Annotated in this window: 20 protein-coding genes, 2 tRNA genes and 1 pseudogene; 13 read left to right on the top strand and 10 right to left on the bottom strand. The window is 42.3% G+C overall.

The window, feature by feature from the left end:
* Positions 1-180, top strand: a 180-nt coding sequence (locus L1D55_RS24440) for a transposase (protein ID WP_239919194.1), incomplete at its 5' end; no start/stop codon positions are given.
* Positions 181-246: 66 nt separating this feature from the next.
* Here the strand turns inward: L1D55_RS24440 and L1D55_RS24435 are convergent.
* Positions 247-423 (bottom strand): annotated as a pseudogene (locus tag L1D55_RS24435) (transposase); the annotation flags it as partial.
* A 533-nt stretch (positions 424-956) separates the two neighbouring features.
* Between L1D55_RS24435 and L1D55_RS24430 the strand changes: the two are divergent.
* Complete coding sequence (locus L1D55_RS24430; protein ID WP_239919193.1) at positions 957-2,447, top strand: CAP domain-containing protein; 1,491 nt, start codon at positions 957-959, stop codon at positions 2,445-2,447.
* A 361-nt stretch (positions 2,448-2,808) separates the two neighbouring features.
* Positions 2,809-3,297: a GNAT family N-acetyltransferase gene (locus L1D55_RS24425; RefSeq protein WP_008217559.1), complete on the top strand. Its 489-nt coding sequence runs from the start codon at positions 2,809-2,811 to the stop codon at positions 3,295-3,297.
* A 101-nt stretch (positions 3,298-3,398) separates the two neighbouring features.
* Here the strand turns inward: L1D55_RS24425 and L1D55_RS24420 are convergent, their stop codons facing one another.
* A complete protein-coding gene (locus tag L1D55_RS24420) occupies positions 3,399-3,974 on the bottom strand; it encodes a nucleoside triphosphate pyrophosphohydrolase family protein (protein ID WP_008217561.1) in 576 nt (191 codons plus the stop codon).
* A gap of 233 nt (positions 3,975-4,207) precedes the next feature.
* Here L1D55_RS24420 and L1D55_RS24415 point away from each other — a divergent pair, with 233 nt between their 5' ends.
* The gene (locus L1D55_RS24415) at positions 4,208-5,275 is read left to right on the top strand and encodes a diguanylate cyclase (RefSeq protein ID WP_239919192.1); all 1,068 of its coding nucleotides are present in this window, start codon (positions 4,208-4,210) and stop codon (positions 5,273-5,275) included.
* Between the two features lie 24 nt (positions 5,276-5,299).
* On the opposite strand, the gene L1D55_RS24410 is transcribed toward L1D55_RS24415, so the two are convergent.
* The gene (locus tag L1D55_RS24410; RefSeq protein ID WP_239919191.1) at positions 5,300-5,866 is read right to left on the bottom strand and encodes a DUF1415 domain-containing protein; all 567 of its coding nucleotides are present in this window, start codon (positions 5,864-5,866) and stop codon (positions 5,300-5,302) included.
* A gap of 85 nt (positions 5,867-5,951) precedes the next feature.
* Positions 5,952-7,151 (bottom strand): MFS transporter, encoded by a 1,200-nt coding sequence (locus tag L1D55_RS24405; protein WP_239919190.1) that lies wholly within the window; start codon positions 7,149-7,151, stop codon positions 5,952-5,954.
* 111 nt (positions 7,152-7,262) lie between these two features.
* On the opposite strand from L1D55_RS24405, the gene L1D55_RS24400 reads away from it, so the two are divergent.
* Positions 7,263-8,135, top strand: a complete 873-nt coding sequence (locus tag L1D55_RS24400; protein WP_239919189.1) for a LysR substrate-binding domain-containing protein — start codon at positions 7,263-7,265, stop codon at positions 8,133-8,135.
* Between the two features lie 682 nt (positions 8,136-8,817).
* On the opposite strand, the gene L1D55_RS24395 is transcribed toward L1D55_RS24400, so the two are convergent.
* Positions 8,818-9,054 carry a glutaredoxin family protein gene (locus tag L1D55_RS24395; protein ID WP_004741645.1) on the bottom strand — a complete coding sequence of 79 codons (237 nt, stop codon included), beginning with the start codon at positions 9,052-9,054 and terminating at the stop codon, positions 8,818-8,820.
* Between the two features lie 153 nt (positions 9,055-9,207).
* Here L1D55_RS24395 and L1D55_RS24390 point away from each other — a divergent pair, with 153 nt between their 5' ends.
* Complete coding sequence (locus L1D55_RS24390; RefSeq protein ID WP_061031460.1) at positions 9,208-9,705, top strand: M48 family metallopeptidase; 498 nt, start codon at positions 9,208-9,210, stop codon at positions 9,703-9,705.
* Positions 9,706-9,709: 4 nt separating this feature from the next.
* On the top strand, positions 9,710-10,957 hold the full coding sequence (gene rlmF / locus L1D55_RS24385; protein WP_239919188.1) for a 23S rRNA (adenine(1618)-N(6))-methyltransferase RlmF: 1,248 nt from the start codon (positions 9,710-9,712) through the stop codon (positions 10,955-10,957).
* Between the two features lie 92 nt (positions 10,958-11,049).
* On the opposite strand, the gene pilW is transcribed toward rlmF, so the two are convergent.
* Together pilW and metA are read right to left on the bottom strand one after the other, a co-directional pair.
* Complete coding sequence (gene pilW / locus L1D55_RS24380) at positions 11,050-11,781, bottom strand: type IV pilus biogenesis/stability protein PilW (protein ID WP_239919187.1); 732 nt, start codon at positions 11,779-11,781, stop codon at positions 11,050-11,052.
* 174 nt (positions 11,782-11,955) lie between these two features.
* Complete coding sequence (gene metA, locus L1D55_RS24375) at positions 11,956-12,897, bottom strand: homoserine O-succinyltransferase (protein WP_004739682.1); 942 nt, start codon at positions 12,895-12,897, stop codon at positions 11,956-11,958.
* 264 nt (positions 12,898-13,161) lie between these two features.
* Here metA and L1D55_RS24370 point away from each other — a divergent pair, with 264 nt between their 5' ends.
* Together L1D55_RS24370 and L1D55_RS24365 are read left to right on the top strand one after the other, a co-directional pair.
* Positions 13,162-13,530, top strand: coding sequence for an ATP-binding protein (locus tag L1D55_RS24370; RefSeq protein WP_239919186.1), 369 nt, complete (start codon positions 13,162-13,164; stop codon positions 13,528-13,530).
* A 78-nt stretch (positions 13,531-13,608) separates the two neighbouring features.
* Positions 13,609-14,046 carry a DUF3859 domain-containing protein gene (locus L1D55_RS24365; protein WP_239919185.1) on the top strand — a complete coding sequence of 146 codons (438 nt, stop codon included), beginning with the start codon at positions 13,609-13,611 and terminating at the stop codon, positions 14,044-14,046.
* An 89-nt stretch (positions 14,047-14,135) separates the two neighbouring features.
* On the opposite strand, the gene L1D55_RS24360 is transcribed toward L1D55_RS24365, so the two are convergent.
* Complete coding sequence (locus tag L1D55_RS24360; RefSeq protein ID WP_102426640.1) at positions 14,136-15,242, bottom strand: M20/M25/M40 family metallo-hydrolase; 1,107 nt, start codon at positions 15,240-15,242, stop codon at positions 14,136-14,138.
* A 280-nt stretch (positions 15,243-15,522) separates the two neighbouring features.
* Between L1D55_RS24360 and L1D55_RS24355 the strand changes: the two genes are divergently transcribed.
* Positions 15,523-17,493 (top strand): diguanylate cyclase, encoded by a 1,971-nt coding sequence (locus L1D55_RS24355; protein WP_239919184.1) that lies wholly within the window; start codon positions 15,523-15,525, stop codon positions 17,491-17,493.
* A gap of 9 nt (positions 17,494-17,502) precedes the next feature.
* Here the strand turns inward: L1D55_RS24355 and L1D55_RS24350 are convergent, their stop codons facing one another.
* Both L1D55_RS24350 and L1D55_RS24345 read right to left on the bottom strand, forming a co-directional pair.
* Positions 17,503-17,976 (bottom strand): TetR family transcriptional regulator, encoded by a 474-nt coding sequence (locus L1D55_RS24350; protein ID WP_239919183.1) that lies wholly within the window; start codon positions 17,974-17,976, stop codon positions 17,503-17,505.
* A 327-nt stretch (positions 17,977-18,303) separates the two neighbouring features.
* The gene (locus L1D55_RS24345; protein WP_239919182.1) at positions 18,304-18,489 is read right to left on the bottom strand and encodes a hypothetical protein; all 186 of its coding nucleotides are present in this window, start codon (positions 18,487-18,489) and stop codon (positions 18,304-18,306) included.
* 282 nt (positions 18,490-18,771) lie between these two features.
* Between L1D55_RS24345 and L1D55_RS24340 the strand changes: the two genes are divergently transcribed.
* The 3 genes from L1D55_RS24340 (at position 18,772) to L1D55_RS24330 (ending at position 19,832) form a co-directional block, all read left to right on the top strand.
* Positions 18,772-19,434, top strand: coding sequence for a DUF2726 domain-containing protein (locus tag L1D55_RS24340; RefSeq protein WP_239919181.1), 663 nt, complete (start codon positions 18,772-18,774; stop codon positions 19,432-19,434).
* A 167-nt stretch (positions 19,435-19,601) separates the two neighbouring features.
* Positions 19,602-19,678, top strand: a tRNA-Val gene (locus tag L1D55_RS24335).
* A gap of 77 nt (positions 19,679-19,755) precedes the next feature.
* Positions 19,756-19,832: transfer RNA gene (locus tag L1D55_RS24330), tRNA-Val, on the top strand.
* The last annotated feature ends 292 nt before the right edge of the window (positions 19,833-20,124 follow it).

Raw genomic sequence — 20,124 nt, 5'->3', positions numbered from 1 at the left:
GCTTTAAAACTCTTTAGTAAATTTCCATATTTAAGGAGAAACAAACTCTGGGGTAACCACTTTTGGCAAAGGGGCTATTTTGTCGATAGCGTAGGGGTTAATGAAGAAATCATTCGACGCTATGTAAGACATCAAGAGAAAAAAGAGCGCGTGGAGCAGCAGCAACTGGCGTTGGACTAAACAAAGGCCCCCTTTTAGGGGGCTCACACAAAGCCACCTTCTTTAGAAGGTGGTAATTTACTTTCATTCGCCTTTGTTACAAACCTTAAAGCCAGTCGCATCAACGGCTAGGTTCTGTATCGATTGTCTTGTTTTTATCTTAAATGAGACCTGACCTTGCTGTGCTCTTCTGCTAATAAATGTGTAGTGCGGACAACTTAGCGGAACATAGATTAACCTAAATATCTAGTCGATGAACCCTTGCGCGCACATCATATTTTGTGTTTATAAATTTACACAATTACCCATAATCATTCATATTTTCATTTAATTATTAGTGTTTGTCATTATTTGAAATAACAAGATTCTTTGTATTCCAATTGTTGCAAATCCTCATATTGAATAGGCTTTACACTCAATGTTCTTTTGAAATATATATTTCAAAAGAACATTGCTTAGTGAGGTCTTACCTGGTTCTATCAGGAAATATCGGTTTTGTACACTGTTTTTTTTGTTTTTTGTTTTTAATTTTTCCAATTCATTGATTGCATTGTCTGAATTTAGATTCAAATGTTTAGTCTTGCTTTATACATCAAAAAAATGCGTCTCACATTTGAGAATTGAAGGGTTATATTAATTTTAACTATTATAAATAAATCCAAAATAGTGCATTATTTGTGCTGCTGAATGAGTGTTAGTATGGACTTTGATTGCTATGCATTTGATTTTAATATGATTTATTTATCATGGTTACTTCGTCGCTCGTTTTTTGTATAACTATCCTGAGGACTTGTTTTATGTATTCGCGTTTTTTTATTTTATTAGCTCCAGTATTACTTGCCGCTTGTAATTCATCTTCTGACGGAAAAAATACTCACACACAAAGTTTAACACCCAAGCAGATTTCAAATTTAATGCAACAACCTGCAGGTACATTAACAAACCAACAGATACAGACGTTACTAAATCAGCCAAATGGTGCATTAACCAGTCAACAAATAACACTGCTAAAAAATCAAATTGGTGGATTAGGGCCGGTTACAAGTAAGGTTGGTGGGATTAACAATGCGGCACAACCTGTGCCTATCAGTAATATCTTTACTGTAATTAATGGTTTGCTTGAAAATGCTAATGCTTCGCAGAACAGTACTTTCAAACATTATGACAAGATAGCAGTGTCAAACAATGTGCCTTTGTTTGGGGGGGCAGATATTGTTAACACACAAATACAATTCTCGACATCACCGTTCCCAGCTAAAGGAGGTCCTGCAAAAGCGACCATCATCATTCAAAATGGGAACGAGTGGTATTGTTATAAATCGACGCAATTATCTGCTCAGCGTGATGCTAATGTTCTTACCGTTGATGGGAATATTGCTCAGTATGCGTATGACTATTCTGCTACTGGCCAGAAATGCAGTAATAATTTACTTGCCTCGTATGAATTCAAAAATGCAAAAATGGACGCAAAGTTAAAGTTGGCACAAGCTGGAACAGCCTTTTCTATTGATTCATCTGGAACTAAGAGCGCACTACACACATATGAATTCTTAGCAAAAGCTTATGGTGATCAACTTGAAGATAGTTTTGGACCTGCATGGTTATCTATTCAAGGGCCACATATAGTAGCGGCTGCGAATAGTGCCGGAAATGCATTGTTTAATGTGGATAATAATGGATTGATTACGTTATCTGTAAGCAATAATGTTAACACTGACGTTTATGATTTCAATGCACTGACAGGAAGTGAAATACTTGATGGTACAGTGTTTGGGGGCTCTCCAGGTGGTAGTGTAGCTAGCAAAAACTGGTGTAAGATCGTTAATATTCCTAAGGGCGTAACAAGTAGTGCTATTGAGTATCAAACTGTGATAGCAACAAACTGCGCGCGTTCTACAGCACGTTATTGCGATGCGCACGGGAACGATCCAGCTGGTGTCTACCCAGCCGTTTCACCAGTCGCTTGGGATGATAGTTTGAAAACTGATGCGCAAATCACCTCAGATGAACAATATAACCGAAATGCTCAAGGTCATTGGGGACATCTTAATGCGCAAAATGCATTCAAATTAGAATCTAAATCAGCAATTATTCCAATTATTGGTTACACAGAGCCTAGAACTGACGGCAACAAAAATAATGCAGGCCATAGCAGTTGGGCTGGACACGAAGGGCATTGTCAGAACGTTATGGGAGCAGGTCATACTAGAGTGGGTATTGCCTCTAGAGACGCTAAGCCCTCTGCTAAAGCAGGTATTCAGTCATTTTGGGCTCAAGATTTTAAATGATAATTTGTGCTAATCCTGTTCTGAATTGATAGCTATGCTTTTGACTTAGATACTTGTGATCTTAAATCTGGGCTAAATTTCCATTAGCCCAGATAGAGCATAGTTAATTAAAATAGACTCACCCTATAAAGTTTATGGTATGGGTGCGAGAAGTGTCCGTATCGAATTTCTTCCAGCTCAAATCGTTTTGTACTCAAATCAACGTCTTCTTTAATACATTCATACCTGCTCGCTATATCCGCTCAAATAAAAACAATTTTATCTAACCTATTGTTAAATATCTACTCTTTGGTAGTGTGTCTAGGTGCACATAAAAAGTGTACTTCAGATTTAGCAAAGAATAATAACAGTAGGAGTTGCGATGAGTATTGTAGTGAGACGCTCTGAACCGTCAGATGCAAAGGGAATAAAAGAAGTTTACGAATGCACTAATGCTTATACCGGTACGCTGCAACTCCCAAATCCATCTCTGGAAACCTGGCAAAAACGAATCTCAAATGTTCCAGATAATGTGTACTCATATGTCGCGTTATTGGACGGAGAAATTGTTGGCAACCTAGGTTTAGAAGTGTGTGTAAACCCAAGAAGGCGTCATGTCGCTTCTTTTGGTATGGGTGTTAAAGACGATGTGTTAGGCAGAGGTGTAGGTAGCCAGTTACTCGCAACGGCGATCGACTTATGTGACAACTGGATTAACATCAAACGACTGGAACTCACCGTCTATACCGATAACGAACGAGCGATCAGTCTGTATAAGAAGTTTGGCTTCGTGATTGAAGGGGAGTCAGCAGGGTTTGCCTTCAGAAATGGCGAATATGTGGCGGCTTACCATATGGCGCGACTGGTATAACGCCTAGGTTCGATTAATAGATAATAAAACGCCACGTTGTTATAACGTGGCGTTTGCTATTTCAGTTGGCTACTTACTTAAACAGCCAATATTTGACGCACTTAAGCCGTTAGAGGCTCAAGGTTCGCTGGGCGGTAATGCACTGATTTCAGAACTTTACCTTGGCGAACTGTTTTTCCTTCGGATACGAAATCTTCCGCACATTTAGCAATGATGTATTCACCTTTTTGAACCGCCATTAGCTTGATGTTCTGCTCAGCATAGAAAGCTTCGGTTTCTGCGTATTCTGTCTCGTTACGACATACTTTGCTCATGTTGCTTGAGTGTACTTCATCCCAGCAAGGTAAGAAGTCGATTGAGCGGTTTTTAGCAACGTTCAACAGAAGATCGATCAGGTAGCTGATCGCTAGGTTGTCTTCTACTTTAGATTGACCAAGGTGAACCAAACGTCCCATCAAAACATAAACGCTGTCTACAATAGCGTCCGCTTGTTCGATTTTAGAGTCAGCTTCTGCCAATTCTGTCAGCTCTTCGATCGCTAGAGAAGTATGTAGCGTATCGCCTTTTTCATCCATTGTTTCAGGAGCAGCAACAGGCAGATCAAAAGTACTGCGGAACTCTTCAATATCGCGGTAAAGGTGATCGTAGATTTCTTGGTTTAGTTGAGAAAGGTTCATATTCCTATCCATTCTGTTTCGTTAATGGGCCATTTTAACAAAGGTAGGAATAGGGTGCTAACGCAAAGTCGAAGAACTCGACTTTTATTCATTGGACCAATGAGGTATTTTGCACACAAATCAATTGATTATTATGATTTTCTACTCTTTACTCTTTACTCTTTACTCTTTACTCTTGTTTATATTAGAAATATTAATGTTGTTGCTCACTTAGGCAGCAGTGGGATATCGTTATGCACCAAGCTAGTGAAAGCGAAATTGTTATACGCCGCTTGTATCAAATTACCAATGATTATCGAAAGGGCTTCGATGTTCAGATTGCTCAGTTGCTCACAATGGGGCTTGAGCGTTTTGATTTGGATATCGGTATATTGTCTAAGGTAGAGGGTAATACTTACCTTGTGGAGCACTGTGTCACACCAGAAGGTGTCGACCTGAAAAGCGGTGATATGTTCGATTACCGCTCGACTTATTGCGAGATCACATGTAGCTCAAGTGGACCTATCTGCATAGAGCATTGTGGTGAGCACAACACTTACGCGCGACATCCTGCTTATCAATCCTTTGGTCTCGAGTCTTATATCGGTATTCCTATCTTTGTCGATGATGAACTATACGGCACGCTTAACTTTTCGAGTGGTAACCCTTATTACCGCGAGTTTAAAGAGTTCGATATTGATGTGATGAAGCTAATGGCGTCATGGATCGAGGTGGAACTCGTTCGCAGGCAGCAAGAGAGAAAACTCCAAGAATTAAATGAGAAGCTCGAGTATCAAGCACTCTATGATCCACTGACACATTTACCCAATAGACGCTTTCTATTTAAAACACTTAATGGTGAGGTAAAGCAACTTAAAGGCTCTTTGGGCAAAGGCACGTTGGCCGTGGTTGATATTGATTTCTTTAAGTCAGTGAACGACAGCTATGGTCATCAAATGGGCGATGTTGTGCTAAAGAAAGTGGCCAATGTGTTGAGTAGTAATGCTCAAGAAGGAGAGTTTGTTGCTCGTTTTGGTGGCGAAGAGTTTGTGATTTGGTATCCGAATACTCCAGTCAACACGGTTGAGGATAAGCTTGCCACGCTGCTTGAGGAAGTGAAGAAAATTACTCTTGATCGAAAGCCTATTACTATCTCTATTGGTGCATGCCATTTTGAACTTAGCCCAGGTGAGACAAGAAACGAGAGGATATCGGCGTTAGACTCACTGATCAAAGTGGCCGATGAATGTTTGTATGTTGCAAAACAAAATGGACGAGATCAGTTCGTGTCTCGTCCATATTACCAATATTTAGATGCTTAATTTTGAGAGCTGAGAGCTGAGAGCTTAACTAAACAGATACGGGAACAGTTTGCGGCGCTCTTCTGGTGTTAACGATTCAACTCGAGCGATGTTGGTGTCTGGAATCGCTTCAGGGTTAGGGTAATGCTTCAACACCTTTTCCATGCTCGCTTCACGAATTAAATGGTAAACCGGATATGGCGAGCGGTTCGTCAGGTTTTCATCGTCTTCAGGATCCGCACCGCCAAAGCAGTAATCAGGATGGAAGGTCGCCACTTGGTAAACCCCTTCCCAATCTTGCTGCTTTATCAAAGCTTCTACCCAATCGATGAACATGTTGTAGTCGAAGAAATCTTGCAGCATGTTAGGAACAACCACCAGAGTCGTTTCTAGTTCTTCGACTGGCGTGTTATCTAACTCAACAAATTGAGTCATGATGTCTTCTAGCAATGCCTCTTCGGTTTCCGCTTCACTCACAAAGATCTTAATCTGCTTATTACGTTGTGGCTTTGCTGCAAATGGGCACAGGTTTAGGCCAATAACAACATCGTCTAACCATTGTTTTACTTGGTCATGGATGGTTTGAAGATCAGTGTTTTGAGTGTTCGACATAACAGGTTCCGAAATGAAATTTTGCGTAGGATATCAGAACGGTTGTTAATCAAAAGCACTAATTGTCTCGAAAATGCTGCTGTTTCTATGCTTCAGCGAGTTTAGATGTCGATACTTGAAGTTGTTTCAACTGGTAGACCCAAGCAAATATCGCGACATAGAAGACAGAGCCTCCCGCAATCACGCCATTCCAACCAAATAACTGCCAACAGTATAAGAGTAAGAACCCGCCCAAGCTGCCTCCGATATAGTAGTGTACAAGGTAGAGCGCTGTTGCCGTCGCTTTGGCGCTTGGTGCTTTTTGACTGACCCAAGAGTAGGCTAGAGTATGCGAGAAGAAAGCCCCGCCACTTATCAGCAGTAATCCTGCAAGCATGAATGGAATGTCATCAATCGCAGAGACCAGCATTCCTAGCAAGCTTATACACACACCTAACAGAATTCCATTTAACGGGTCGAAACGTAGTGTCCATTTGTTAGACAGTTTAGAGCTGACGGTACCCGCCAGGTAGCAAAGAAAGATCAGTGATGCTAAGCCAACTGGAACGGAGTGAGGTTCTGACACCAATCTAAAGCCCATTACGGAATACAGGTTAACGAACAGAGCGAAGTTGGCTCCACCAATCAACATAGCAAGCCATAGGGTACGATTTCTTAAATGCATTACGACCGAGCGATTATGATGAAAGAACAGCCCTTTTTGTGGCTTGAAGTTTTGCTGGTCGGGCAGCCGATAGGCGATAAATAAAGCGCCTAATAGTGAGCCCACCACAAAAATCAGTACAGTAGCGTGCCAATCGAAATAGTCTGTCAGCAAGCCGCCCAACACACGGCCAAAGATCCCTCCCAATGAATTGGCAGCAATATAGCCACCAATCGCTACAGCAAAGGCTTTTGGCGTTAGCTCCTCCACCATATAGGCGACGGCAACACCGGCGAAAGCTGCGACTGCAATACCCATCAATGCCCTAGCAATCACGAGTTGCAACAGCGTGGTGGTAAATGCCATGCCCAAACCAATCATTGGAATCGCAAAAAGGCTAAATAGAATGATAGGCTTTCGCCCAAAGGACTCTGAAGCGATAGCCCACGGTACTAAGCTAATCGATAGCCCAAGTGTGGTTGCAGCAAATAGCCAGTTAATTTGGGTTTCAGACACTTGGAAGTGCTGAGCCATGTGCGGCAAGATAGGTTGAAACACATAAAGATTACAGAAAATGATAAATGAACCAATCGCTAATGATTGAGTGATCCGTTTGTATTGAGTACTGTCTTTGTCGAACATTTATCTTGTGCCTATGCGGGATAATTAAGCTGTTTGTGAACAAGTTATCAGTACGAGATGGATTAAAGGAATATATTAAAAATATCATCTCCATATATTTGATATATCGCCATGCTTGAATCAAAACCCCTTCGACATTTTCTCGCCGTTGCACAGTTTGGGAATTTTACCCAAGCGGCCAAAGCCTTACATATCGCTCAACCTGCCTTGAGCATATCCATTAAAAAACTCGAGCAAACACTTGATCTGGTTCTGTTCCGACGCGGAGATAAAACGGTCACTTTGACGGAGGAAGGAAAGGTACTGTTTGAGCATGCCAAGCGTATCGCGCAGCAGTTTGATGACGCTGAGTTGGCGATGAATGAATTGAAAGGCTTGGAAAAAGGCGAAGTGCGTTTGGGAGCCCCAAGCATGATGGGGAGTTACTTCTTCCCACAAGTGGTTATGGCATTTAAAAGCCAGTACCCAAATCTCAAGCTGACGTTGATTGATGCGGGCACTGCTTCGATTCGCGAAATGTTATTAAACGGCGAACTCGATATCGGTGTTATCAATCATGAAAATGTACCGGATGACCTAGAAACCGACCATTTGCTCAGCTCTGAAATGTTAGCAGTTGTCGGTAAAGAACACCCATTGGCGTCACAGTCATCCATTACCTTTGAAGAGTTTTTTGAGCAAGAGCTAATCATGTTTAAGTCAGGGTATTTCCATCGTGACTTTATTGATGCGACTTGTAAAAAATACGATTTAGATATGACCATCGCATTCGAGACTAACTTGTTGCCAATGATTCTCTCCATCGTAAAGCGTGAGTTCGCCATTACCGCATTGCTTAGCTTGGTAACAGAGTATGAAGATGACGTTGTTGGTGTGCCATTTAAAGACCCAGTAAAACTTAATCTATCTTTGGCGTGGCGAAAAGAGGGCTATTTGTCTAAGGCTGATAGAACCTTTATCGATTTCGTTAAACAATATGTGTGATTAGTAACATATTAACCCTGTAAATACTTGGGATTAATGTCACATTTTTCATGGATTTATGCGACGCATATCACTATGAGTAACGCGGATATTAACAGTTTCTAATTTACTTGGTATGCATGCCCGTTAAATAATACTAGTACTTTTTGAGTGGTTAGTGAGGGGCTATGAAATGTGGATGTAAGGAGCAAACGTTAATACGAATTCGTAGAACGTTTCTCGACCGAGTGTTAGGAATCAAGGGTCGATATAAATGCAGTAAGTGCGATACTGTCTTTAAAATCAAGGGCTAGGTATTAAGATGAGAGTAATGAGCCCGTTTGAAAATTAATTCGTCGATTATATTATTCTGTGAAAAATGTGTGCCCTACAATATGGTTAACAAGTGGTGACTGGGAGATATTAGCTGCCTTTAAATTAATCAATTAGGCAACCCTAGCTCCATGAAATGTAAGTGTAAAGAACGAAGGCTCATTAGAGTTCGCAGAACATCAGTCGACAAAGTTCTCGGTATAAAAGAGAAATACAGATGCGCGTCTTGTAGTGGCGTTCTGAAGGTAAAAGGATAGTGGCGAAAAGGGAAAGGTAGACCTTGGTTTCCGATACTGATAACACAAAGCCCGAATATCTTAGGTGGGATATTCGGGCTTTGTTGTAAAGAGGTATAGCAACTTAAATAGTGTTAAGTGTTTTTTGAGTTATACATCTTATCGAAGTTCTTTTGGTTCCATCCGACCATAATCTGGTCACCGATTTTAAGCACTGGGATAGAGCGAGCGCCCATCGCTTGTAATTCTTTACGGCCGCGTTGCATCTTGGCATTCGTTAAGCGGTAAACAATCTTCTTAGAGTCCAAATATCTTTGGGCATCTTTACAGTGCGGGCATTTGTCTGCCACGTACAATACAACACGTTTCATCTTTACAGTCTCTTTTTGAGTCTAGCTCTTGGTGAATCTCGTTAAAGTGTAACGAATCCTAGGTGATTAGAAAAGTGTGATCAGTTACACTATGCGGCTCAATTTTCGACGTCACAATGTTTTGATGTGACGCAACTTGTACGGTCTTTCAGCATGCATCCTTCATTACGCTATATTCAAGGCTATCCTAAACACATTATCGATCCTGTTACTCAGCTTGTTGAGTCAGGTAAATTGGTACCGTGGTTTGAAGCTCGCTACCCAAAGAATCATGAAATAAAAAGCGAGAAAGCCCTGTTTGATTATGCGATTGAAATTAAAAATCGCTATATGAAGAAAACACCACCCATTAGTAAAGTGATTTATGATGGCAAGATCCACCTAATCAACAATGCATTAGGTCTGCACTCTTATGTCGCCAAAAACCACGGTGGTAAGATCAAATCGAAGAATGAGATTCGTATCGCCAGTGTATTTCGTAATGCCCCTGAGCCTTTGTTGAGAATGCTAGTGGTACATGAACTGGCACACATCAAAGAGAAAGACCACGACAAAGCCTTTTACCAACTATGCTGTCACATGGAACCGGAATATCATCAATTAGAGTTAGATGCCCGTTTGTTCATGATTTATCTAGATTTAAAGAAGTAGCCCAATGAGCCAATCACAAAAAAGAACCACGCTAAGCCTATCAAAAAACAGTGCTTCTGATGCAAACCGTAACCGTGCGGATTCAAAAGCGACTGGACAGAACAAAGCTAAGCGAGCTTCTGGTAAACCAAGCACCAACAAAGGCGGGAAGGGCAAAGCTCCTTTTAAAAAAGGCACTTCTAATAAGAACTCACCAAAAAGATCGAGCGGCTCTCAAAAGCCTTCTGGCTCGAAGCGCACTGGTGGTTCACAACGCAATAAGAATACCGTAAAGCCAGCAGCGGGTTTGCACCCAAGAAACCAACACACAGGGCGTTATGACTTCGATCTATTGGTCGCGGCTTTACCAGATCTAAAAGCACACTTAGTTAAGAACCCAGTAGGCGAAGACACGATTAATTTCTCTGATCCACTGGCGGTAAAACTACTCAACAAAGCGTTACTGGCGCATCACTATGGTGTTAAGCACTGGGATATTCCGGCTGGATACTTGTGCCCACCTATTCCTGGTCGAGCGGACTACATTCATAGAGTTGCAGACATTCTTAATAGCGATGGTAAGGGCGAACCTTACAATCATCAATCAGTGAAAGCGCTAGATATCGGTGTTGGTGCGAACTGTATCTACCCAATTATTGGCGCCACGGAATACAAATGGCGTTGCACGGGTAGTGATGTTGACCCTGTGTCGGTGAAAGCCGCGAATTTCATTGCTGAAAGTAACGTTAACTTAAAGGGTAAGATCAAAGCACGTTTGCAAGCGGACTCTGAATCTATCTTTAAGGGCGTAATCAAAGATAACGAACGTTACGATGTCACTATTTGCAACCCTCCTTTCCACAGCTCTCTAGAGGAAGCGGAAAAGGGGACACAGCGTAAATTAGACAACCTAGCGGCAAACCGAGCTAAGAAAGCGGGTCAAACGTTCAAACCTGAAGCGAAAAAAGCCAAGCAAAATAAGCCAACTTTAAACTTTGGCGGTCAAAAAGCGGAGTTATGGTGCCCAGGTGGTGAAGCAGCATTCATCATGAAAATGGCAAGAGAGAGCCAATTGTTTGCGACTCAAGTGCTGTGGTTCACGACGCTAATTTCGAAGAAAGACAACGTTGATATGCTTCGTTCTGAACTTGGTAAGCTTAAAGCGAAACAAGTGAAAGTCGTAGAGATGTCTCAAGGCCAGAAAGTGAGTCGCTTTGTAGCATGGACTTTTATGGACGACGAGCAAAGACAAGAATGGATCGCGCTTAAATAACGGTTCACACATTAAACTAGAAAGTATCGTTAATTCTATTAATAAAAACGGGCTTGTTGTTCAATCAACAAGCCCGTTTTTATTAGATTTGGTTAAGCAGAGAGCAATTCATCCAACTTACTTTGGTACTTCTTCTCAAGCGCATGGTTTCCGGCTTTCTTTTCGAGATCGACTAAAATTTGAAGCGATGGAATTTGATAGCCATACCGCTGGTGGAACTTAAACAGACGAAGCCTAGCGTCGTTATAATCGGCTTCACTCACTTCAATTTTCGATAACTGTAATATCGACTTTACTCGGTTCGGATCATGGTCAATGGCGCGTGTGAAGTAATACTTGGCTTGTTCTGTATTACCTGCCTTAAATGCGCAAAAAGCTGCGTTCTCATAACTGGCGGATACTAAGTAGTAGGGCTGGTCAATGGCGCGATTAAAGTACTTATCGGCCTGTTTATACTCGCCTTGCTTACATAAAAACGTCCCGTAGTTATTGAGGACGTTTCCGTTGCTTGAATCAAGTCGAAGAGCTCTTTTGTACTCTTGTCTTGCCTCGTCAATTTCACCGACTTGCTCATAGTAGTGCGCCATGGAAAGGCGAGCACGATAGTAATTGGGTGCATGTTGAATCGCGAGTTCTAGGTTTTCTCGCGCACGAACCATGTTCTGTTGTTCCATGTATCCCAAGCCAAGCGCAATCCTCGATTCAGACATTGAAACAGGGTCAGAATCGACCTTTTTGGTATCTCCCTCAGTAACGGAAACACAACCCGAAACCAAGATGGCAACAATGATAATGAATGAATGTAATAACTTGGCTGCGGGCATTAACGGACTCCTTCTTGATGCTTGTTCATGATAGGAGAAGTCGTTATTTTAAATGGCAAAAAGGTGAGGTAATGCGACTCACCCGCCATAAAAAAGCCGTTTGTTACCGACTCAAAATCGAGGGATGACAAACGGCTCGCGCGAACGATATGACTTGAAGGCGACTTAACAGAATTAGTCGTCTTTGGTGAAGTTCTCTTCGCTGAAGTGATCCAAATCGTAAGGCGTTTGTTGGTAAACGCAGTAATTTAGCCAGTTTGAGAACAGTAAGTGCCCGTGACTTCGCCAGCTCGCAACGGGTTTGTTGTCTGGGTTATTGTTTGGATAGTAGTTAATTGGGATGACTGGCTCCATGCCTTCACCCAAATCACGGATGTATTCGTTGTGAAGCGTATGCGCATCGTATTCAGGGTGACCGGTCACAAACACGTTTCGCTTGTCTTTGGTTGCCGCGAGATACACACCAGCGACATCTGACGTCGCAAGGACATCAAGGTCAGTATGCTCTGCTAGATACTCGGGTGAGAAATCTGCATAGCGAGAGTGTGGTGCTAAGAAGGTGTCATCAAAACCACGCAGAATAGGGTGGTAAGGGTTATGGATCTCGTGATTGTAAACGCCCGACAGCTTCTCTTTACGAGTGCGCTTCGGTAAGTCATACAGCAATTTCAAGCCCGCTTGAGCAGCCCAGCACACATAAAGAGTCGAGGTCACGTGCTTGTTAGCCCACTCCATGATGGTTTTTAGGTGATCCCAGTAGATAACATCTTCAAACTGCACCAAACCCAATGGCGCACCAGTGATGATCAATCCATCAAAGTTACGGTTTTTCACCATCTCAAATTGACGGTAAAAGTTATCGAGGTGCTCGGTCGGTGTGTTTTTACTTGGACGGTCATCGATTCGAAGCAGTTCAACATCCACTTGCAACGGGCTGTTCGATAGAAGGCGTAAGAATTGAGTTTCGGTTTCAATCTTCTTCGGCATTAGGTTGAGGATCAAGACTCGAAGTGGACGGATTTCCTGTGTCGATGCCCTTGATAGCGGCATAACAAAGATGTTTTCTTCACGAAGAACATCGCTCGCTGGCAATTGGTCTGGAATGCGGATAGGCACAGCTTTCTCCCTAAGCTAGATATGTAGACGTCTATACATCTAAATCTATAATAGTTTGATACGCTTGTCGATATACAAAATGGATAGTTGTAAATTATTTGTGTTTTTATCAAGAGAGCACTTAGTTATCTTGTGGTTATTGTCTCTGCTTAGCAATGCCAAGACGTGTAGAAGAGTGATTAAGTGTTGATATCGCCAGTAATCAGAGCAACAGAGTACTATTTACGATAAACTCATGCTTTTGATTTAAGCCGTAATGTATCAATGAAGCTAATACTCATTCGAGGGCTGCCAGGTTCGGGTAAGTCAACAAAAGCAAAAACTTATGACGCCTTGCATGTCGAAGCCGATATGTATTTTGTCAACGAACAAGGTGAATACTGCTTTGACCCTAAACAGTTACAACAGGCCCATGAGTGGTGCAAGAACACCGCTGAAAATGGTCTAAAGCAAGGGAAGGACGTCGTCGTATCGAACACCTTCATCAAATACTGGGAAATGAAGGCTTATCGTCAGCTTGCACTTAAATACAAGGCGGATTTAGTGATTGAAGTTTGCCGAGAAAACTACGGAACTATTCACGACATTGAACCATCAGTGATCAAGCGCATGGCGAGAGATTGGCAAGAGTAGCTCAACATTCGTGCTGCTCTATAGAGTGGGCGAACCCTCATATTAAACTAACAAAGCAATTCCAAGGTAACGATTGAAATGGCAAAACGTTCTGTTGTCGTAGAGATGACTTCTTACGGTATTTACTCCACGTGGGATTCTAAGTCTAAAGACCTACCTAAAATCCAAGAGTTCACCACTACCGTTGACGCTGAAATCGACGTGGAGTTTGGCTATATCTTGAATATTAAAAAAGCCAAAGGCGAAAAAATCCGTTACTGCATTTACCACCCACATATCACGACCGACAAAGGCGAAGTGCTTGAGCCGTTTGATGGCGAAGAGTACGTTGGCAATAATGATTGGGATTTCTACCTAGGCGACACCATTTGGGCACCAGTCTCAAACAAGATTGGTAAATGGCGCATGACGGTCGAACTCAAAGGTAACATCATCGCAGATAAGACATTCGACTTAGTAGCAAAAGACGAAGGCCAATTTTGGAAGCGTAGAGGGTTCCAGTCTCGAATTATCTAGATAAATCTAAACAAAAAAGCCGAGTCCTATATGGGCTCGGCTTTTTGACATTAGCTAGACGATGTTCGTCATCTAGCTTAGAAGTAAGATTATTGTGTTACGTAAGCGACAACAAACTCAGTGATAGCAACCATGTCTTTCACTGCGATGTACTCTTCCGTAGTGTGAACTTTCGCCATACCCGTAGATAGGTTAACCGTAGTTAAACCTTTCGCATTGAAGTTGTTTGCATCGCTACCGCCGCCAGTGCGTTTGGTGTTTGCAGTCACGCCAAGCTTTTCGAACGCCGATTTGATAGAAAGAATGTGCGGGTGATCGTCTGCAATGACGAATGCATCGTAAGCACGAGTTGATTCGATTTCGACTTCAGCACCGAACTGCTTTGCGCTCTCTTCAAACGTTGAAATCATATGTTCAACTTGCGCTGTTAGCTTATCGCCATTTAGTGAGCGAGCTTCCGCAACCACTTTAAGCTCTGGCATAACGATGTTAGTCGCTTGACCGCCTTCAACAATACCTACGTTCGCAGTTGTTTCTTCATCAATACGAAGTAGGTTCATTTTGGTGATAGCATCTGCCGCTACTTGAATTGCGCTGATGCCTTCTTCTGGTGCTAGACCAGCGTGAGCAGGGCGACCTTTTATTGTTGCAACGATTTTTTGTTGGCCTGGAGCCGCGTTTACGATAGTGCCGATAGGGCCGCCTGTATCTAGAACGATAGCGTGCTCTGATTGAATGTAAGACATATCGAAGTTCAAAGACCCGAATAGACCGCCTTCTTCGAACACTGTGAATGCAATTTCAATGGTCTTGTGTGCTTGACCTTCAGCTTTAATGCAGCGAACGGCTTCCATGATAGCCGCAATGCCAGATTTGTCATCGCCGCCTAGGATAGTGTTGCCTTTTGAGCGGATGATGCCGTCTTCGATGATTGGTTCAATGCCGATACCCGGTGTTACTGTGTCCATGTGGCAGCTGAATACTGTGCTACCTGGTAGTGTGCCGTCTAAACGCGCGTAGATGTTGAAGCCATTCGATACTTCTTCAGGAACCGCTAGTTTATGCACGTCAAAACCTAGTTCGCCTAACTGCTCAGCCAGCGCTTCAGCAATTGCTTTTTCGTTGCGAGATTCACTATCGATTTTCACAAGATCGCAGAAATGGTCGACTAGACGTTGTTCATTAATTTGGGTCATTGTTAATTCTCATTATGTTTCCGCTCTTTCCTTAGAAGTCACGGCTATAGGAACAGGAAAATCACTATAACGCCTCTTTGTAGGATGATTGCCTGAGTTAAATCAAGAAAACCGCCTGAATATTCCAAATTGTGAGAAAAACAAGATCCAGTTCTATAAGTTGACAACATTTTAATCTGTATATTGCTCGGGTATACTGCAAACCGAAATTAACCATGCAGAAAGTAAGAACACTGCCTGAATAGTAAGAGAACTATGCGACTGATAATGGCACTTATAAATGAATAAAAACAATGTTTTAGGGTCATTCCTGCTTGTTGTTACAATGAGTGCTGTTCTGGGCTTCTTTCTGCTGTATCCAATCAATGATGTGGATTTGACTAACTCTCAAGTCAACGAGCCCGCTGTTTACACCCCGGAAAAAGAACTTTCTAAAACAGAATATGGAAAAAAGCTAATTCATATTCTCGATTTGTCTCGAAGCGATCCCATATTCGCTGATAAAGCGCTGGCTCAACTACCTCGGCTGCATCCAACAAGAGACTTGGCCATCTACAAAGCGTACCGTCTGATGATATTGACGAACGTGGCGCAACATCAGCAAGACACTAAAGCCGTGATGGGATATTTAGACGAGATCAACAACCTTGCTGAACAAGAAGGTATGTTGTGGTTGAAATCACAGTCATTGGTTGAATCTGCAATTGAATATCTTAAAGAGGGCGACCTTGCAGCGTCTGAAATTCAGATTCGTTCCGCTATCGGGATTGCAGAGTCGATTCGTTACGATGAGCTGTTGGTGAAAGCGTACAATACGGCAGGTGCGATCAATAATGTGCGTAATGATCTTCAAGATGCGCAGTACTTCTTCCATAAGGGGCTACAACTAGGAAAGAAGTACCCAAAGCATATTTATAACAGTAAGCTCATGTCGAACATGGCTTTGCTCTACATCTACTTAGAAGATTGGCCGAAAGCACTAGGCATTCTAGAAAAAGCCAAAAAGCTTTATTTTGACAGTGGTCTATTTGAAGATGAAGCCATTGGCATCCTTTATATCAACGAATCGTTCAGTTACTTAAGTAGTGGTGATTTAATCAATGGTCGTATTGCTTATGAAAAGGCAGAAGCGCTCAACAGCGATAAAGTGAGCAATCGATATAAAATACTCGTACTAAGAGCGTACAGTGAAGTGCTACTTGCGGAAGAAAACTTTAACGCAGCGCTTGCGGTTGCTAATCAGTGCCTTGCTTCATCCGGTATTGAAAAATACACGCTGCAGAACGGTCAGTGTTATTTGAATCGAGCCTTGGCAAACATAGGTCTCAACCAAGACGAAGTGATATTGGATGACCTAAAGCGTGCTTTTACCATGTTTGAGGTAGTCGGCAGTCGTAGCTGGAAAGTTTTAGCACTTAAAACGCTCGGAGAATACTACGAATCTAAGGGCGATCTAGAAACGGCATTGGATTACTTCAAGCAGTATTACCATGGCAATAAAGCGCTGCTTTTTGATAAGCGACAGAGTGACATTTTCTTGTTAGAACAAGATTTTGCAACTGCGACTCTGGCCCAAGAGAATGAATTACTCAATACCGAAAAAGACCTTAATGAACTACTGCTAGAAAAACAACAATTGAGAAATCGTATTGTGGTAGCGCTGGTAATCATGGTGGGCATCAGTGCTATTCTGTTGATGGTTAGACTGAGAACAATCCAAAGATCGAACGATGCGCTGCTAGCTCAATCTACTACGTGTGAACTCACAGGTTTGTACAACAGACGCTATTTAGAAAAGCTTCTGACGCGCTCCGTGCCATTTAACGGTAACTCATTTGGAACTAGCTTAGCCATCTTGGACTTAGACTATTTCAAGCAAGTGAATGACACTCATGGACATGACGTTGGTGACCAAGTGTTGGTGGAAGTGGCGAGACGCATACAGCAACACCTGTTCTCAAGTGATGTGGTTGCTCGCTGGGGAGGAGAAGAGTTTGTGTTGTTACTTTCTGGCTCTCTGGACCCACAGCAGCAGTTAGACATCATTCGCATGGCTATTGCACAAACCCCGATCGATACGCCGTCGGGACCATTAGACATCAGTACTTCGATTGGTGCTTCGGTGTGTATTGCACAGGAGCAACTCAATCGTGATACCTACAAAAAGCACCTTAAAGTTGCCGATGACGCTCTCTATCAAGCCAAAGAATCTGGTCGCAACTGTGTGGTTTGCGTAACCAGCTCGTTGTAAGGGAAGGCGCTACAGATCCTTCTGTCTTGCAATATGAACGAGACTGATACCTAGCAAACGCTCGGTTTGCCTCTCTGCTTGCATCCCTACTTGGGAGGTAATCACTGCACTAAGATTGTTCATCAAACGTTGAGAGAAGTGACACGCTTCATAACGGATGACTGAGTGATGAAATACCAGCCTAAGAATAGCTGTGAACTCATTGCTTTGAAGCGCTTTCTGCCAAGACAGTTCCAACACATCACTTCCTTCATTAATCGTCAGATGATCAACTAAAAGCTTTAAGAATCGTCCTTCTAATGCCATCAGAAAGTCAGTCTTCTTAGGGAAATGATGGCTGATTCCTGTTCTTGAGATTTTGGTTGCTTGGCTTAACGTGGTGTAAGACATGTTTTCGTAGCCAACCGTCAATAACTGATGACAGCTGGTATCGAGGATGAGTTGAATAGTGCGACAGGTATCGACCTTACTACGCTTAGCCATCTTTAAGAGCGCCTATATAAAGAAATAAAGTAAAAGCATACTCTCATATGGAATGCTACTCCATATGATGAGATGGTTAATGAAGTAAAACTTAGATTTATGTTTTCATTCTGTCTACTTATTTTATATTTATAGCTAAGTTTGATGTTGGGTTTAGTATAAGCTGTTGGCTTTTACAAAATCATTGCTAGCAAGTCGATGAGCTTAAAGAAAAGCCATTCTGACCTCGTTAGATAGAATGGCTTGAATGGATTTACTTTCGCTAATATTAAAATGTGTTAGAGAGGTGGGGAGTATTAGCGCGTTTAGCTATTTAATTGGTTTATGTTATTTGGCTATACCTTGCAGCATTTCAACCAACTCACCCTCTGTGGTTGGCTCTTTTGCTAGCTCGATGACTGTAGAGGCGCCGCCTTTAAGCATATAGGCTTGAGTGCCACAGTGGTCATAGTGGAACCATTTACCATCTACACATACGTCGGTATAACATCTTGGGTCTTGTTTGAGTTCCATATCAATTTCCTTATTAACATTTGGCTAACGTTTTTTAGGCTAATTTATCACAAAATGCTGGGAATTGATCTAGATCAATATGATGCGTAAATGGCTGAAGAATGTTGAAATAAGAGAGCTGTGTCGAGGTGCCAAAATTCACAATCAAGCACTTAGCTAACTGATACCTACTAAAGCACGTGATTATCATTAACAACTGATTCTCTTTTTCTTGCCTGTTTGTTGTTTTCTACTTACGCTACAAATTCTCTATCTCCCTGAATCCTTAACAGTGTTTTACGAATGACCAATATATTTATCGTTGTAGTGGTACTTGTTGTCTTTTTTTACTTCATTCAGAAGTACGTATTCAAACATGACGACACCAAAGACCACGCATATCAAAAGAGAGGTGCGTTGCTCAACATGCAACAAGCTGCGTTTTATAATGCATTGACCACGGCGGTTGGTACTCACGGTGTCGTGTTTGCCAAAGTGAACATGTCGAATGTGTTGGCACCTGCGAAAACAAATACTAAGAAGAACTGGTTTATTGCGAATAATAATATCTCTCGTAGCTATTTTGACTTTGTGGTTTGCGACCCAAGAACGCTGGAACCACGCGTGATTATTGAACTTGATAATGGTAAAGAGCTAAATAAAGGCAAAGTGGACCGAGAGAAGCTGCTTATCCATGTGTGTAAGTCTGCTGGCTTACCACTTATTGGTGCTTCCGTTAAGCACAGCTACCAGGTCAGCCGATTGAAGAGATTGTTGGCGACTCATATCGATCTGATCGAGCCTGACAAAGAGGTTCGATTCTGTAAGAAATGCGGCAGCCCGATGATCATCAAGCTGGCTAACCAAGGTGACTACAAAGGACGACGTTTCTTCACGTGTAGCCGTCAACCGAACTGTACTTACACCGAAAACTACAACGTTGTTTTCGATGTAGAAGAAGAGTAACAAAGAGTAGGGTGCAGGTTCAGTGTGACCTAACTCAAGTTTATTTCTGTTTCACGTCTAAAAAATCAACGTATTGATGCGAATAAGAGCAAAAGGTTGATTCAAGTGCAATTTCCACTTGCGCCACAATAAATCAGTCGTTAATATCTTCCTCGTTCTTAAGGAATGGGTCCGTAGCTCAGTTGGTTAGAGTACTACCTTGACATGGTAGGGGTCGGCGATTCGAGTTCGCCCGGACCCACCATTCCTTCTATTACTTTTTGTCAAAGTAGCGGCTTTTGATTTAGTCACAATCGTCATAAAGAAGATTAAGAACATTGTGCGTCCGTAGCTCAGTTGGTTAGAGTACCGCCTTGACATGGCGGGGGTCGGTGATTCGAGTTCACTCGGACGCACCATTATTCGTTCTTCGGAACAAGCAAAAAAGCCCACCTAGTGTGGGCTTTTTTTTGGTTCATCGCGGATTAGCGGGAACTAAAAACAAAAACGGTAGTAAGTGATATGGTTTAGTCGCCAAACAAAAATCATACACAAACTACCGTTTTCATGCCGAATCATACTTTCCTATCTTCATTCTGGGAAGGCTTTAAAATAGTAAAGTCTCACCAGACAGCATCACTTATTACACTGACTCTTAAACCTAACTCTGAGGAGGCTAAATGCCTTTGCGGTCTTGAAGCCGAGGCTATC

Source organism: Vibrio sp. Isolate22 (assembly GCF_022398115.1).
Classification (GTDB): Bacteria; Pseudomonadota; Gammaproteobacteria; order Enterobacterales; family Vibrionaceae; genus Vibrio.
The sequence above is the reverse complement of the archived record's forward strand: the minus strand, read 5'-3'. Positions and strand labels throughout refer to the sequence as shown.